This window comes from Microvirga brassicacearum, from assembly GCF_008757455.1.
In the GTDB taxonomy this organism is placed as follows: domain Bacteria; phylum Pseudomonadota; class Alphaproteobacteria; order Rhizobiales; family Beijerinckiaceae; genus Microvirga; species Microvirga brassicacearum.
In genome coordinates this window covers 19084-33042 of the sequence record NZ_VCMV01000036.1, presented here as the reverse complement: position 1 = coordinate 33042, position 13959 = coordinate 19084, and the positions used below count along the sequence as shown (strand labels likewise).

At 64.0% G+C, this 13959-nt stretch carries 17 protein-coding genes and 1 riboswitch; of the genes, 10 read left to right on the top strand and 7 right to left on the bottom strand.

Annotated elements, in window-relative coordinates; all coding sequences use genetic code 11:
- Positions 1-186: 186 nt before the first annotated feature.
- Positions 187-1917: a dihydroxy-acid dehydratase gene (gene ilvD / locus FEZ63_RS18840; protein WP_150947357.1), complete on the top strand. Its 1731-nt coding sequence runs from the start codon at positions 187-189 to the stop codon at positions 1915-1917.
- Positions 1904-2716: a tetratricopeptide repeat protein gene (locus FEZ63_RS18835; RefSeq protein WP_150947355.1), complete on the top strand. Its 813-nt coding sequence runs from the start codon at positions 1904-1906 to the stop codon at positions 2714-2716. Before ilvD ends, FEZ63_RS18835 begins: the two co-directional genes overlap by 14 nt.
- A 157-nt stretch (positions 2717-2873) precedes the next feature.
- Here FEZ63_RS18835 and xth read toward each other — a convergent pair whose 3' ends face one another.
- Entirely contained in the window at positions 2874-3662 is a 789-nt protein-coding gene (gene xth / locus FEZ63_RS18830; RefSeq protein WP_150947353.1) for an exodeoxyribonuclease III, read from the bottom strand.
- 165 nt (positions 3663-3827) lie between these two features.
- Here xth and FEZ63_RS18825 point away from each other — a divergent pair, with 165 nt between their 5' ends.
- Entirely contained in the window at positions 3828-4517 is a 690-nt protein-coding gene (locus FEZ63_RS18825; RefSeq protein ID WP_150947352.1) for an aquaporin, read from the top strand.
- Positions 4518-4536: 19 nt separating this feature from the next.
- Positions 4537-5082 carry a dihydrofolate reductase family protein gene (locus FEZ63_RS18820; protein WP_244622886.1) on the top strand — a complete coding sequence of 182 codons (546 nt, stop codon included), beginning with the start codon at positions 4537-4539 and terminating at the stop codon, positions 5080-5082.
- On the opposite strand, the gene FEZ63_RS18815 is transcribed toward FEZ63_RS18820, so the two are convergent.
- The 3 genes from FEZ63_RS18815 to FEZ63_RS18805 form a co-directional block, all read right to left on the bottom strand.
- Positions 5057-5347, bottom strand: coding sequence for a hypothetical protein (locus FEZ63_RS18815; RefSeq protein WP_150947350.1), 291 nt, complete (start codon positions 5345-5347; stop codon positions 5057-5059). The two genes, FEZ63_RS18820 and FEZ63_RS18815, sit on opposite strands and share 26 nt — an antisense overlap.
- Positions 5348-5557: 210 nt before the next feature.
- Positions 5558-6646, bottom strand: coding sequence for an alkene reductase (locus FEZ63_RS18810; RefSeq protein ID WP_150947348.1), 1089 nt, complete (start codon positions 6644-6646; stop codon positions 5558-5560).
- Between the two features lie 120 nt (positions 6647-6766).
- Positions 6767-7714, bottom strand: coding sequence for an aldo/keto reductase (locus tag FEZ63_RS18805; protein ID WP_150947346.1), 948 nt, complete (start codon positions 7712-7714; stop codon positions 6767-6769).
- A 148-nt stretch (positions 7715-7862) separates the two neighbouring features.
- On the opposite strand from FEZ63_RS18805, the gene FEZ63_RS18800 reads away from it, so the two are divergent.
- Together FEZ63_RS18800 and FEZ63_RS18795 are read left to right on the top strand one after the other, a co-directional pair.
- Positions 7863-8870: an LLM class flavin-dependent oxidoreductase gene (locus FEZ63_RS18800; protein ID WP_150947344.1), complete on the top strand. Its 1008-nt coding sequence runs from the start codon at positions 7863-7865 to the stop codon at positions 8868-8870.
- Between the two features lie 89 nt (positions 8871-8959).
- Positions 8960-9154, top strand: coding sequence for a DUF1059 domain-containing protein (locus FEZ63_RS18795; protein WP_150947342.1), 195 nt, complete (start codon positions 8960-8962; stop codon positions 9152-9154).
- A 348-nt stretch (positions 9155-9502) separates the two neighbouring features.
- On the opposite strand, the gene FEZ63_RS18790 is transcribed toward FEZ63_RS18795, so the two are convergent.
- A complete protein-coding gene (locus tag FEZ63_RS18790; protein WP_150947340.1) occupies positions 9503-9799 on the bottom strand; it encodes a hypothetical protein in 297 nt (98 codons plus the stop codon).
- A gap of 125 nt (positions 9800-9924) precedes the next feature.
- Here FEZ63_RS18790 and FEZ63_RS18785 point away from each other — a divergent pair, with 125 nt between their 5' ends.
- The 4 genes from FEZ63_RS18785 (at position 9925) to FEZ63_RS18770 (ending at position 11847) form a co-directional block, all read left to right on the top strand.
- Positions 9925-10197 carry a DUF1488 family protein gene (locus FEZ63_RS18785; RefSeq protein ID WP_244622885.1) on the top strand — a complete coding sequence of 91 codons (273 nt, stop codon included), beginning with the start codon at positions 9925-9927 and terminating at the stop codon, positions 10195-10197.
- Positions 10198-10251: 54 nt separating this feature from the next.
- Positions 10252-10446, top strand: a riboswitch (cobalamin riboswitch).
- Between the two features lie 35 nt (positions 10447-10481).
- On the top strand, positions 10482-10667 hold the full coding sequence (locus FEZ63_RS18780; protein ID WP_150947408.1) for a CbtB domain-containing protein: 186 nt from the start codon (positions 10482-10484) through the stop codon (positions 10665-10667).
- Positions 10668-10677: 10 nt separating this feature from the next.
- Positions 10678-11403, top strand: a complete 726-nt coding sequence (locus FEZ63_RS18775; protein ID WP_150947339.1) for a CbtA family protein — start codon at positions 10678-10680, stop codon at positions 11401-11403.
- 156 nt (positions 11404-11559) lie between these two features.
- On the top strand, positions 11560-11847 hold the full coding sequence (locus FEZ63_RS18770) for a hypothetical protein (protein ID WP_150947337.1): 288 nt from the start codon (positions 11560-11562) through the stop codon (positions 11845-11847).
- Here FEZ63_RS18770 and FEZ63_RS18765 read toward each other — a convergent pair whose 3' ends face one another.
- Together FEZ63_RS18765 and cobA are read right to left on the bottom strand one after the other, a co-directional pair.
- Positions 11848-13164 carry a cobyrinic acid a,c-diamide synthase CobB gene (locus FEZ63_RS18765; RefSeq protein ID WP_150947335.1) on the bottom strand — a complete coding sequence of 439 codons (1317 nt, stop codon included), beginning with the start codon at positions 13162-13164 and terminating at the stop codon, positions 11848-11850.
- On the bottom strand, positions 13161-13946 hold the full coding sequence (gene cobA / locus FEZ63_RS18760) for a uroporphyrinogen-III C-methyltransferase (RefSeq protein WP_150947406.1): 786 nt from the start codon (positions 13944-13946) through the stop codon (positions 13161-13163). The genes FEZ63_RS18765 and cobA overlap by 4 nt, the downstream gene beginning before the upstream one ends.
- Between the last annotated feature and the right edge of the window lie 13 nt (positions 13947-13959).

Genomic DNA, 13959 nt, shown 5'->3' with positions numbered 1-13959 from the left:
AGCCTGGTTAAACTGCTTTAACGGCAACGCTTTAAGGCACGCGAGCTCAAGAAACGTTCGGGCGCGGACGGGTTTTCTGCGCTCCATAGAAGCGTTGCGTCGATGGCGTGGCGCGTGGCAGATCACCAGGGTTCCGTAACCATTCGGAACCCAATGTGAGACGCCAAGCGGGGAAGAGTGAAGTTCATGGATGCGCGCCGGTTCGACAAATCGAAACTCCCAAGTCGCCACGTAACGGAAGGCCCGTCTCGTGCGCCGCACCGTTCCTATCTCTACGCGATGGGTCTGACCCAGGAGCAGATTCATCAGCCTTTCGTCGGCGTCGCCACGTGCTGGAACGAAGCCGCGCCCTGCAACATCTCGCTGATGCGCCAGGCCCAGGCCGTGAAGAAGGGCGTTTCCGCCGCTCACGGCACGCCGCGCGAGTTCTGCACCATCACGGTGACGGACGGCATCGCCATGGGTCACCAGGGTATGAAGTCGTCGCTCCCGTCCCGCGAAGTGATCGCGGATTCGGTCGAGCTCACCATGCGCGGCCATTCCTATGACGCGCTCGTCGGCATGGCCGGTTGCGACAAGTCCCTGCCGGGCATGATGATGGCGATGGTGCGCCTCAACATCCCGTCGATCTTCATCTATGGCGGCTCCATTCTGCCGGGCTCGTTCCGCGGGCGCCCGGTCACGGTGCAGGATCTGTTCGAGGCGGTCGGCAAGCATTCGGTCGGCGAGATGTCGGACGAGGACCTCACCGAACTCGAACAGGTGGCCTGCCCGTCCGCCGGCGCCTGCGGCGCGCAGTTCACCGCCAACACGATGGCGACCGTGTCCGAGGCCATCGGCCTCGCGCTGCCATACTCGGCCGGCGCTCCGGCGCCTTATGAAATCCGCGACCGGTTCTGCTTCACCGCGGGCGAGATGGTGATGCAGCTGCTCGCCAAGAACATCCGCCCGCGCGATATCGTGACCCTCAAGGCGCTGGAGAATGCAGCGACGGTTGTGGCCGCCTCCGGCGGCTCGACCAATGCGGCATTGCACCTGCCGGCCATCGCACACGAGATCGGCATCAAGTTCGACCTGTTCGATGTGGCTGAAATCTTCAAGCGCACGCCCTACATCGCCGATCTCAAGCCCGGTGGACGTTATGTGGCGAAGGACATGTTCGAAGTCGGCGGCATTCCGCTGCTCATGAAGACGCTCCTCGATCATGGCTTCCTGCACGGCGATTGCATGACCGTGACCGGCCGCACGATTGCGGAGAACCTTGCAAACGTGCGCTGGAACGACGATCAGGACGTAGTGCGTCCGGCCAACAATCCGATCACGCCGACTGGCGGCGTCGTCGGCCTGCGCGGCAACCTTGCACCCGAGGGCGCGATCGTGAAGGTCGCCGGCATGCCCCTCGACAAGCAGGTCTTCCGCGGCCCGGCTCGTTGCTTCGACGGCGAGGAAGCCTGTTTCGAGGCCGTCAGCAAGAAGCAGTACAAGGAAGGCGAGGTCCTGGTCATCCGCTATGAGGGACCGCGCGGCGGCCCCGGCATGCGCGAGATGCTGTCCACCACCGCAGCGCTCTACGGCCAGGGCATGGGCGACAAGGTCGCGCTCATCACTGACGGCCGGTTCTCCGGCGCCACACGCGGCTTCTGCATCGGCCATGCGGGTCCCGAAGCGGCCGTTGGCGGTCCGATTGCTCTCGTGCGCGACGGCGACATCATCGCGCTCGACGCCATCAAGGGCACGATCGACGTGGAAGTCTCCGACGAGGAACTCGCCCGCCGCCACGCGGAATGGGCTCCCCGCGAGACCTCCGCGACTTCGGGCTATCTCTGGAAATATACGCAGACGGTCGGACCGGCACGGGACGGAGCCGTGACGCATCCGGGCGGAGCCGCAGAGAAAGAGACCTATGCGGACATCTAGTCTCCTGGCCGCTTGCGGCGTGGCGTTGCTTGGCTCGGGCGCGGCTTTCGCGCTCGACGCCGCTCCGCGCCCGCAGCCTCTCACACCGACCATCAAGTATGGTTCGGTGCGCGAGGCGTTGCGCAATGGCATGAGGGACTACAATGCGGGCGACAAGCAGGGCGCGGCGCTCGCGCTCGAATACGCAGCCGGGCAGGGGCACACGCTGGCGCTGTGGAAGCTCGGACGCATGTATGCGGATGGCGACGGCGTTCAGCATGACGATCTGAAGGCCTTCGAATATTTCTCGAAGCTCGCCGACCAGAATGCGGATGAGAGCCCCGACTCGCCCAACGCGCCCGTGGTTTCCAGCGCCTTCGTCGCCCTGGGCACCTATTTCCTCGACGGGATTCAGGGCTCTTACGTCTCCGCCAATCCGCGACGGGCGGTCGAGATGTTCAACTACGCGGCGACCTATTTCAGTGATTCCAACGCGCAGTACAATCTCGCGCGGCTGTATCTGGAAGGCACCGGCGTCGACAAGAATTCCCGCCTGGCGGCGCGCTGGTTCAACCTGGCGGCCGAGAAAGGGCATCACGCGTCGCAGGCGGTGCTCGGCCACCTGCTCATGACCGGCAACGGCGTGCCGCGGCAGCGCGCCAAAGGGCTGATGTGGCTGACGCTGGCGCGTGAATCCGTGGAGCCGGGCAAGGATCAGTGGATCGGCAAGCTTTACGACGATGCCTTTGCGGCGTCGGGCGATAGCGACCGCAAGCTCGCCCTCGACCTGCTCGAGCAATATATCCAGGCTCGCCGGTAACGGAGACCGCTGGAGGATCCTTCGAGACGAGAGCGTTGCTCGCTCCTCAGGATGAGGTGGTAGTGCTCGCTTGTCAGGATGAGGGAGCAGGACACCGAATGTCCTCATGCTGAGGAGGCCGAAGGCCGTCTCGAAGCACGCGGCTCGGTCCCCGCGATCAACCGTCGATCTTCAGCTCGACCAATACCGGCACGTGATCCGACGGCTTCTCCCAACCGCGGACATCCTTCCGGATGCTGGTCGATTGCAGCTTGTCCTGCGCCTGCGGCGACAGCAGCAGGTGATCGATGCGGATGCCGTTGTTGCGCTGGAACGCGCCGGCCTGATAATCCCAGAACGTATAGAGCCCCGGCTGATCGTTGCAGGCGCGTAGCGCATCCACGAAGCCGAGATCGAGAAGCGCGCGGAAGCGGGCCCGGCTCTCCGGCTGGAACAGTGCGTCGTTGACCCAGAGCGCAGGGTCGGCCGCGTCCTGGGGTTCCGGGATGACATTGAAATCCCCGCACAGGACGAGGTTCTCCTCGAGCTTCAGCAGCTCCCGCGCATGCACGGTCAGCCGGTCGAGCCAGGCGAGCTTGTAGGGAAATTTCGGGGTGCCGACCGGGTTTCCATTCGGCAGGTAGATCGACGCGACTCTCACGACGCCTCGGTCGGTGGAGATCACGCCTTCGATATAGCGCGCATGATCGTCGCCATCGCCGCCCGGCAGGCCGCACCGGACGTCCTCCAACGGGCGTTTGGAGAGGATGGCAACGCCGTTATAGGCCTTCTGACCATGGGTCGCGACGTTGTAGCCAAGCGCCTCGACTTCCAATCGCGGAAAGGCTTCGTCGACGCATTTCAACTCCTGCAGGCAAACGACATCGGGATTGCTGGTCTTCAGGAATTCGCCGAGATGCTCGAGCCTCTGCTTGATCGAGTTCACATTCCACGTGGCGATTCGCATCGGCGTCACTCTCCCCCGGCTGGTTCCGGTTTCATCGGATTTTCGGGAGAGTCTGGCAAGGTCAAAGCCCGACCCGTCCCCACTGTTGGCGACCCATCGATTCTCGCCGATTTCCCAAGGCCACGCTTGATGATAGCATTCCTATCGGGAATCGGGGGGAATGTGATGTCCAGGTTATTGGCGGAAGCTTTCGGGACGGCGGTCCTGGTCTTGTTGGGCTGCGGCGCGGTGGCCATCGGCGGATACGGAGTTGGATTTCCGTTGGGAATTCTACCCGTTGCTTTCGCCTTCGGTCTCGCGGTGACGGCGATGATCTACACCATCGGCCCGATCTCGGGATGCCATATCAATCCCGCCGTGACGTTGGGCGTCCTCTCGGCCGGCCGCATCTCGGTCGGCCAGGCCGCAGGCTACATCGTCGCCCAATTGATCGGCGGCGCCTTGGGCGCTGCTCTCTTGTACGGGATCGTGTCAGGCAAGCTCTCTGGCTACAATCTTGCCGAGAGTGGACTCGGCCATAATGGCTGGGGTCCGGATTATCTCGGCGGCTATGGCACCGCGGCCGCCTTCCTCGTTGAGGTGATTGCCACCTTCATCTTCGTTCTGGCGATCCTGCGGATAACGACCGGCGAACAATTCGGTGCCGTTGCCGGCCTCGTCATCGGCCTGACGCTGCTTCTCCTCCATCTTCCCTTCGTCAACGTGACGGGCCTTTCGGTCAATCCCGCGCGCTCGTTCGGTCCGGCGCTGGTTGTTGGTGGAAACGCCCTCGGGCAGCTGTGGCTCTTCCTGATCGCGCCATCCATCGGCGGTGTTCTGGCCGGAATCGCCAATCGTGCGATACAACCAGATTGACGGACCCGCAGGAGCGATTTTGGCGATCGAGATTCACGGCTACGCGATCATCTCCGAGGATGACCGCATCACCGATGCAAGCGGCGCGACGCCCGAGGCGCTGCGCAACGAGGCCGATTGGAGGTATTTCCAGGCGGAGCTCGACAAATCCGACGTGGTGGTGCTGGGACGGCTGGGACATGAGGCCAACCCCAATGCCAAAGGACGTCGCCGACTCGTGGTGTCGTCGTCCTCCCCGGGGCTCGAACAGCGCGCCGACGCCTGGTGGTGGAATCCCGATCGCTGCAGTTGGGACGAGGCGATCGCAACGATCCTGCCGAATGGCGGCAGGGTGGCGGTGCCGGGTGGACGCCGGGTCTTCGATCTTTTTCTGCGGATCGGCTACGACGTATTTCACCTGTCACGGGCCGAAGGCGTGAAGATCGGTTCGGGCACCGGGCTGTTCTCCGTCTGCGACGAGGGCACCAGCGCCTGCGCCGCGCTCTTCGAGAGAGGCCTCGAGGCCGGGCCACGCAAGGTCCTCGATCCGCAATTGCCCGTCAGCTTGACCCTGTGGCGGCGCTGAGGGGAAACTCCCGCGGGATCTCAACGTTGATAGGCGGCATCAGGATAAGGGAGGAATCAATGCGAACCTTGACATTGACGATGCTGGCGGCCGCAAGCCTGTTGGCCGGCCAAGCTCTCGCGCAATCCGGAACAACCAGTCCCGGCACGTCCACCCCTTCGCCGGGATCAACACCCAGCACGATCACGGCGCCCCGTCCGGCACCGGGCACGGAAGGAAGTTCGGGTGCATCCCCGTCGACAGTGGCCCCCCGTGATTCGTCCACGTCTCAACCCACAGCCCGGGAGCTGGAGATGAGGCGCAAAAGCGAGATGATCGACCGGAAGGTCCGCCGCGGGATTTGCGTCGGCTGCTAGAGCCTGATCCGGCGAAGTGGATACCGGTTCATGGAGAGATCATGCGCCAAAACAAAGAGATAGAGCCGGATCAGATTCGAAGAAACTGAATCCGACTCTAGCACCGGCGCGGCGTGTATTTACGCCGCCTCCTCGAGGGTTGGATAATCGACGTAACCCTCCGCCCCGCCGCCGTAGAGGGTTTCGCGGATGGGCTGCGCCAATGGGGCGCCAATCCGCAGCCTGTCGACCAGGTCGGGATTCGAGACGTACATCCGTCCGAACGCGACCAGGTCGGCACGGCCGTTTGCGACAACCTCCCGCGCCATCTCCGGGCTGTAGCCGTTATTGGCGATGGAGGTGCCGTTGAAAGCCTTGCGAAGGGCGGCGTAGTCGACATCCACGGCATCGCGCGCTCCGCCGGTGGCTCCTTCGATCATGTGAATATAGGCGAGGCCGAGGTCGTTCAATTTTCCCACCACATGCGAAAAGAGCGCAACGGGATTTGAATCGCCCGCGTCGTTGACCTTGGCGGGTGACAGGCGGATCCCGACGCGCTTGCTGTCCCACACCTTGAGAATCGCCTCGGTGACTTCGAGGGTGAGGCGGGTGCGGTTCTCGATCGAGCCGCCATAGGCGTCGCTGCGCCTGTTCGAGCCGTCCTTCATGAACTGGTCGAGGAGATAGCCGTTCGCCGCGTGAATCTCCACGCCATCGAAGCCGGCTTCCTTCGCGTTGCGGGCAGCGCGATCGTAATCGGCGATGATCCCCGGGATTTCGGACAGTTCAAGCGCCCGCGGCTCCGACGTATCGGTAAATCCGGATTCGACGAACGTCTTCGTCACGGCGCGTATCGCCGACGGCGCGACCGGTTTTGCTCCGTCCTTCTGCAGCGATACGTGCGAAACCCGGCCCACATGCCACAATTGGATGAAGATGCGGCCGCCCGCCTGATGGACCGCATGGGTGATCCGGCGCCAGCCGGCGACCTGCTCCGGAGTGTAGATGCCCGGCGTGCGGAGATAGCCCTGGCCCTGCTGCGAAATTTGCGACGCCTCGGAAATGATCAGCCCGGCGCTTGCCCGCTGCTTGTAATAGGTGGCGGCCAGATCGCCCGGAATGTCGCCGGCTCCCGCGCGGTTGCGCGTGAGCGGCGCCATGACGATGCGATTCGGCAGCGACAGGTCGCCGAGTTGGAAGGGCTGGAAGAGAGGATCGTTCGCGCTCATGAATTTACCGACCGTGGTTGTGAATTGCGGGAGATCACATTCACATTCGACATAAGCGCGGCTTCGCTGGACGCAACGACATGCCTGCCATGCGAAAACGTCACCGCAATGCTGTTCGGTTCAAGCCGAGGCGCGATCGAGTTTCTTGATGGTCTCCGCATCCAGCGTCAGCCGGGTTGCGGCGACAAGGTCCTCGAGTTGCGTGACGCTCGTCGCGCTCGCGATCGGGGCGGTGATGCTGGGTCGGGCCATTAACCACGCGATCGCGACTTGAGCCGGGGCGGCGTTCTTCTCGGCCGCGACTTCATCGAGCGCCGCGAGAACGCGGGTGCCGCGCTCGTTGAGGTAGTTGACCATTCGCCCGCCGCGCACGCTCTTGCCGAAATCGCTTTCAGAGCGGTACTTGCCGGTGAGAAAGCCGCTGGCGAGGCTGTGATAGGGGATCACCCCGACTTCCTGCGCGAGGCAGGTGGGTTCGAGGTCGTTCTCGTATTCGGCGCGATCATAAAGATTGTATTTGGGCTGCAGGCTCTCATAGCGGGGCAGGCCGTGCTTGGCGCTGATTTCCAGCGCGGATTTCAGTCGTTCGGCGGTGAAATTCGACGCGCCGATGGCGCGGACTTTCCCGGCCTCGATCAACTCCTGATATGCTCCCAGCGTCTCAGCCTGCGGCGTCGCCTCATCGTCCCGGTGCGACTGATAGAGGTCGATGTAATCCGTCTGCAGCCGCGTGAGCGAATCCTCCACCGCCTGGCGGATATAGGCTCGCGACAGGCCCTTCCGGTCGGGTCCCATCTCGGATCCGACCTTGGTGGCGATGATCACTTTGCTGCGGTTCCCGCGCGCTTTCATCCACCGGCCGATGATCGTTTCCGATTCACCGCCCTGATTGCCGGGCGCCCAGCTTGAATAGACATCGGCGGTGTCGATGAATTCGAGACCGGCATCAATGAAGCCATCGAGAATCCTGAACGATGCTGTCTCGTCTGCCGTCCAGCCGAAGACGTTGCCGCCGAGGCAAAGGGGCGAGACCATCAAGTCCGAGCGTCCGAGCCGACGTTTGTTCATTTTGCGATTTCCTTAGGCGGGTTTGTGCGTCTGTGAGCGGAAGCGGAAATGGGTTCCCGCGCAAGGCATGGGTCGAGGCATGGGTTTTATCCGACCGCAAACCTATATTCGACGATCCTAGCCCCTGCCATCAACACTTGGAAACCTCATGCTGCCGCTTTCGGTTCTCGATCTTTCTTTTGTCATGGCAGGCTCGACGCCGGCCGATGCGTTGCGCAACACGCTCGAGCTTGCGCGCCATGCCGATCGGCTGGGGTTCACGCGGTTCTGGGTCGCCGAGCATCACAACCTGCCCTCCGTCGCCAGCGGCGCACCGGAAATCATGATCGGCCAGATCGCTGCGGTGACCGACAGGATTCGCGTCGGTTCGGGCGGAGTCATGCTGCCCAATCACGCGCCCCTGATGGTCGCGGAGCGATTCAAGCTCCTCGAAGCCCTGTTTCCGGGCCGCATCGATCTCGGGCTCGGTCGTGCGCCCGGCACCGATCCCGTCACGTCCTATGCGTTGCGGCGGCTGCAGCAGGAGCGCGGCGGGGACGACTTTCTCGAACGGCTGCAGGAGCTTTTGCTGCTGGAGACCAGACGTTTCCCGGAAGGGCATCCGTTCCGCCAGATCGAAATCATGCCGTCGGGCATCCCGTTGCCGCCGATCTGGCTTCTCGGTTCGAGCGATTACAGTGCTCATCTGTCGGCGCAACTCGGCCTCGGTTTTGGCTTCGCCCAACATTTTGCCAGCCACGATGCCGTCGATGCCATGCTGAGCTACAGGCGGGGCTTCACGCCGTCCGAATGGCGGAGCGAGCCGCACGCGATCCTGACGGTCGCGATCATCTGCGCCGAAACCGATGCGGAGGCCGAGCGTCTGGCCTCGAGCGCGGATCTCAACGTCCTGCGGCGTGCGCGCGGCGAATACGGCCCGCTGCCGAGCCCCGAGGAAGCGCTTGCGTATGAGTATTCAGCCTCCGAGCGAGAGGCGATCCGACGCAACCGGCAGCGCCTGTTCGTGGGGTCCCGGCAGAGGGTGCGAGAAACACTGCAACCCCTCATCGACGCGACTCGCGCCGACGAACTGATGATCACCGCAGCCATTTTCGATCCCGCCGCGAAGTTGCGCTCCTATGAACTGCTCGTGGATGCGTTCGACGTGAAGGGATAGGGGCTCGTCTCCGGTGCGCGTCGGGCCTAGAATGGGGGCAGTCGTGGCAACGGCATCGGATTGAAATCCTTGAGACCAAGGAGGGACCCATGGGCCGAAAGTTCATCGATTGCCGCGAGATCTCCAGCGACGTGAAATGTTCCGTCGCGATCGTGGCCGATACCGCCGACGAGGTGGTGGATGCCGCCGTCCTGCATGCGGTTGCCGTGCACAGGGAACAGGACACGCCGCAACTTCGCGAGGGGATCAGGAGCATGGTCAAGGACGGGTCGCCGCCGGCGTGAAGGGATTGGCCACCGGGAGCCTCATGCGGAAGGCCGATACGTCGATCTTGCAGCACAAGGCGCTTCCAGAGATTTACTGGACGATCCTTCGAGACGCCGCTTCGCGGCTCCTCAGGATGAGGCGCGGCAGCTATCTGATCCACCGTTGCGGACGCCGGTGAAGCTGCACCCCCACAGCCTCATGCTGAGGAAGGCCGAAGGCCTGTCTCGAAGCACGAGGCGTCTCCAGCGGCCACTGGATGAGCCTTCGAGACGGCCTTTCGGCCTCCTCAGGATGAGGTGGACTTCCGTCGCCAAACGCTGGCCAGCCTCTCAGGAGGAGGCAGATTCCGCACACCCATGAGAATCTTATTCCTCGTCGTCGGGATCCGTCACGTCGACCAGGAACATGATCAGGGGGCTGTCGTCGTCTTCGGCATCCTCCTCGCCTTCCTCGTCCACGTCGGCCTCCTCGAATTCGGTGATCTCGAGGTCGGTGGCGGGTCGCAGGGCGAGGGTGGCGAAGCCGTCCCAGAGCGGTGCGCCCTCGGTTTCGAGCGTCTTGAGATCGTCCTTGAAGTCCTCGCTCATGAAAAGTTCGCGCGCTTCATCCTCAGTGGCATTGGTGACGGCCACAGCCTTGTCGCTGATTGTGAGAGTGAACACAGGATTTCCTTTCAGTGAGATCGCCGGCGGATATATCCAACGCTGAACCCGACCGATCGGGCGCATCGATTTCTTTCCGATGAGGTATAGCTTGCCGGGCAGAGTCAAGGGCAGGGGACGTAACGGTGAGCGACGAAGGCATGTGGCGGGAGGACATCGATTCCCTTGCCTTCCGTCCCGACGGCCATAACGGCCTCTGCGTCGTCCATCGGCTCGCCTTCCGCGCGCTCGTGGGCGCACGGCTGTCGCCCGAAATCTGCCTGGCGTATTTCCGCGAGCATCGCGCGCGGTTCAACGATGCGGCGCGCGCAAAAGCCGGCCGCAAAGGGCTTCCGGCCCATTCCAACTTCCACCTCACGAGCCGGGATCTCAGGCGAGCGCCGACGGAAAGCGCGTAAGCCGCAGAGGCCGGTGCACGAGCCAATCTTTTGGTTGGCGGTGCGAGGGAGGGCATCTATACCTGTGTGGTCGGATCCCTCAAGAATGAAAAGGGAACACGGTACGGGCCTCTCGCCCAAAGCCATGGCTGCCCCCGCAACTGTAGGCGGAGAGCGCTCCTCGATACTGCCACTGGGACTTTTCCTGGGAAGGCAGAGGAGACGCGTCGATCCGTGAGCCAGGAAACCTGCCGACATCGTAAGAACTCTTGATGAGCCCTCGGGTGGAGGGTGAAAGGAACATGATGACGACCAATCCAACGACCTTGCCGCTTGCCGCGGGCGTGACATCGGCCTCGCGATTGACCCAACTGGGGCTCGCCGCATTTTTCGGCCTTTTCATTGTCGGCTTCGCGGGATTCTCGCATATCAGCGCTGTGCACAACGCGGCTCATGATGCGCGGCATTCGCTCGCCTTCCCCTGCCATTGAGGCAGGCGGCATGAGTCTCTTTCGCAACATCGTCTTCGTCTCGGCGCTGGCCGGGCTCGTCGCCGGCCTCGCCATGACCGGCATGCAATATGCCGGTACCGTTCCGCTGATCCTGCAGGCCGAAACCTACGAGAATGCGGCGCCGGCCGCGCACGATCACGGCCCCGCCGTGCAGACCAGCGACGGGGCGGCGGTTGCCGCCCATTCGCATGCGCATGACGAGGAAGCCTGGGCCCCGGCGGACGGGTTCGAGAGATCCGCGTTCACGGCCCTCGCCAACATCGTCACGGCGATCGGCTTCGCGATTCTTCTCGTGACCGCATCCGAGTTTGCCGGGGGATTGGCCGGTTGGCGCCAAGGCGTGTTCTGGGGCCTCGCGGGCTTTGCGGTCTTTACGCTTGCGCCCGGCCTCGGCCTGCCTCCCGAACTGCCGGGTATGCCGGCGGCGGATCTCGAGGCAAGGCAGGTCTGGTGGGTCGCAACCGCCGCGGCGACTGCTGCCGGATTGGCGCTGCTCGCCTTCACGCGTGCCTTGCCGCTGGGAGTTCTGGCGGTGGCGCTGATCGTCGTTCCCCACCTTGTCGGTGCCCCCAAGCCGGCAAGCTTCGATACGGCGGTTCCCGAAACGCTCGCCCATGACTTCGTCGTGATGGCGTCGATGGTCAGCCTCGTGTTCTGGGTGCTGCTGGGTGGCGCTGCCGGATTCATCCGCTCGCGGTTCATGCAGCCCGCATAACGCCGGATCATCGATCGATCGGCCGGGGCCTTCACGGCTCCGGCTTTTTTACTTGCGCTCGTCGCAGGAACGCTGCCGCAACCTCCTCCGGTGAGGGACCCGGCGGCCCTCCTTATCGTTGGAGATAATGATCGACTTCGTCGCGAGGTGCCGGTGATGCGTTCACTTATCTTTTCCGCCGCTTTCGTCGCCTGCCTGCTGAGCGATACTTCCGGAGAAGCGCATGACTGGTATCCGCTGTGGTGCTGCAGCGAACAGGATTGCCACGAACTTCTCGACGAGCGCGGCGAGACAGTTCTGGAGGTGCCGTACGGCTTCAAGCTTTGGGACGGCCGACTCATCAAGCGGGAGACGGCGCAACTCTCTCCCGACGCAAAGTTTCACCTGTGCGAGCGCAAGGACAAGAGCATCATCTGTTTCTTCGCGCCGCCGGGAGCCACATGATCATCCGGCAAGGATGTGAAAGAAGGTCCCCGTCACCTGGCCGTTGCGATGACCCGCAACCCCGAGAGAAACGCCGGTCGCATCAGTGACATCGGCGAAATTGCTCACATCCTGACTGACGATCGACGCGTAATGAAATTCGTGTCCCACGAGCCGCGCGCCCTTCTTGCCAAGCGGGCCATCGTCACGCGGCGTTGCGACCCGGTAGCCGAGATGGAGCCTTCGCTTCGCGTAGCTCGTCGCGACCGGGAGCAGGCCCGCCATCGTGTGGCGCGCACCGCTGCCGTCCTCGATGCTGTGCCCGAGCACCATGTAGCCGCCGCATTCCCCATGGACCGGGTGACGGGCACTGAAAGCGCGCAGGCCCTCGAGAAAGCGGTGCGAGGCGGCAAGGCGTCCGGCGTGAAGTTCGGGATAGCCGCCGGGCAGCCAGCACGCGTCGCAACCCACAGGCGGAGCCTCATCGGCCATGGGCGAGAACGGCACGATTTCGGCGCCGGCCTCCCGCCATCCCTGCAGGATATGCGGATAGACGAACGAGAACGCCTCGTCGCGCGCCAGCGCAATTCTCTGGCCCGGAGGGGCAAGCGCCGGGCAAGGCCCGGTCGCCGGTTCCAAGGTGGTGCGCGCCATCGCCACCACCCGGTCGAGATCGATGGCCTTTTCGATCCTGTCGGCAAGATCGTCGAGCCGCCGTTCGAGGTCGGCGGTCTCACCGGCCTGCACCAATCCGAGATGACGTTCCGGGAGGGCGATGGAGGAATCGCGCGGGAGCGCACCTAGAACCGGAAGCCCGATCCGTTCCATGCCGTCGGTGGCCAGCCGGCGATGACGTTCGCTCGCCACCTGATTGAGCACGACGCCCATGATGGTGATGCGGGGATCGTATTGCGCGCAGCCGAGCGCGATGGCGGCGGCGGACTGCGCCTGTCCCGACACGTCCAAAACGAGCAGCACCGGCCAGCCGAAACGCGCCGCGACATCGGCGCTCGCGCCGGTCCGTCCGATCTCGCCCTCGATGCCGTCGTAGAGACCCATCGACCCCTCGGCGATGACGAGGTCCGCGCCGGTCGCCGAGCGCGCGGCGAGTGCGTGGAACAGCCCGTCGTCCATCGCAAAACTATCGAGATTCAGGCTGATTTCGCCGGTCGCCGCCGCGTGAAAGGCCGGGTCGATGTAGTCCGGCCCGCTCTTGGCCCCGCGCACCCGCACTCCGCGACGCCGAAGCGCCCGCTGGAGACCTAGGGTGACGGTCGTCTTGCCGGAACCCGAACGGGGCGCGGCGACGAGCAAGCCGGGAGCGAGCCTGTCGATCACGCAGCCACTTCCGAGCGAAGGTCGAGGAGATGGCTTTGGATCTGCGACCTGAAGGCCGCAATCGCCCCGATGACGAGAATGGCCGGGGAACGGAGCGCCCCCTCGCCGGAGAGACGCGGGAGTTCGCCGAGGCGCGCTTCCACGATCGCCTCATCCGCCGTCGTCGCCGCACAGACGATCAGGACCGGCGTTGCGGCATCGAGACCGCCTTCGATCAATTCCGCGACGATCGACACCACATTGGTGACCGCCATGTAGAGCACGATCGGGACGCCGGCGCGGGCCAAGGCCGCCCAGTCGGTTCGGTGTCCTTCGGCGCAATGGCCGGTGGCGAGGATGACCGCCTGGTTGGTGTCGCGGGTGGTTGCGGGAATGCCGTGGATGGCAAGCGACGCGAGGCCACTCGAGACGCCGGGAATGATCCGGAAAAAGATGCCTGCTTCGGTCAGCGCCAGCGCCTCTTCGCCGCCGCGTCCGAAGATGAACGGGTCGCCGCCTTTCAGGCGCAGCACGCGCCGCCCGGCTTTCGCCAGCGCGATCAGCCGGTCGGTGATGTCCGTCTGGGCGACGGAGGCGCGACCGCCGCGCTTGCCGGCATTTTCGAGGACCGCGTCGGGGCGGGCGAGGGCGAGAATGCGGGAATCCACCAGCGCGTCGTGGACGATCACATCGGCAGCAGCCAGTGCGTTCGCCCCATGAAGGGTCAACAGGCCGGGATCGCCTGGGCCCGCGCCGACAAGCCAGACCGTGCCTGGTTCGAACGATGGCGAGAGATGGGTCATGCTCACGTCAGAT

Coding starts and splice junctions, on each gene's coding strand:
- ilvD (WP_150947357.1), top strand. CDS start 187: ATGGATGCGCGCCGGTTCGACAAATCGAAACTCCCAAGTCGCCACGTA.
- FEZ63_RS18835 (WP_150947355.1), top strand. CDS start 1,904: ATGCGGACATCTAGTCTCCTGGCCGCTTGCGGCGTGGCGTTGCTTGGC.
- xth (WP_150947353.1), bottom strand. CDS start 3,662: ATGCGAATCGCCACGTGGAATGTGAACTCGATCAAGCAGAGGCTCGAG.
- FEZ63_RS18825 (WP_150947352.1), top strand. CDS start 3,828: ATGTCCAGGTTATTGGCGGAAGCTTTCGGGACGGCGGTCCTGGTCTTG.
- FEZ63_RS18810 (WP_150947348.1), bottom strand. CDS start 6,646: ATGAGCGCGAACGATCCTCTCTTCCAGCCCTTCCAACTCGGCGACCTG.
- FEZ63_RS18805 (WP_150947346.1), bottom strand. CDS start 7,714: ATGAACAAACGTCGGCTCGGACGCTCGGACTTGATGGTCTCGCCCCTT.
- FEZ63_RS18800 (WP_150947344.1), top strand. CDS start 7,863: ATGCTGCCGCTTTCGGTTCTCGATCTTTCTTTTGTCATGGCAGGCTCG.
- FEZ63_RS18795 (WP_150947342.1), top strand. CDS start 8,960: ATGGGCCGAAAGTTCATCGATTGCCGCGAGATCTCCAGCGACGTGAAA.
- FEZ63_RS18780 (WP_150947408.1), top strand. CDS start 10,482: ATGACGACCAATCCAACGACCTTGCCGCTTGCCGCGGGCGTGACATCG.
- FEZ63_RS18775 (WP_150947339.1), top strand. CDS start 10,678: ATGAGTCTCTTTCGCAACATCGTCTTCGTCTCGGCGCTGGCCGGGCTC.
- FEZ63_RS18770 (WP_150947337.1), top strand. CDS start 11,560: ATGCGTTCACTTATCTTTTCCGCCGCTTTCGTCGCCTGCCTGCTGAGC.
- cobA (WP_150947406.1), bottom strand. CDS start 13,946: ATGACCCATCTCTCGCCATCGTTCGAACCAGGCACGGTCTGGCTTGTC.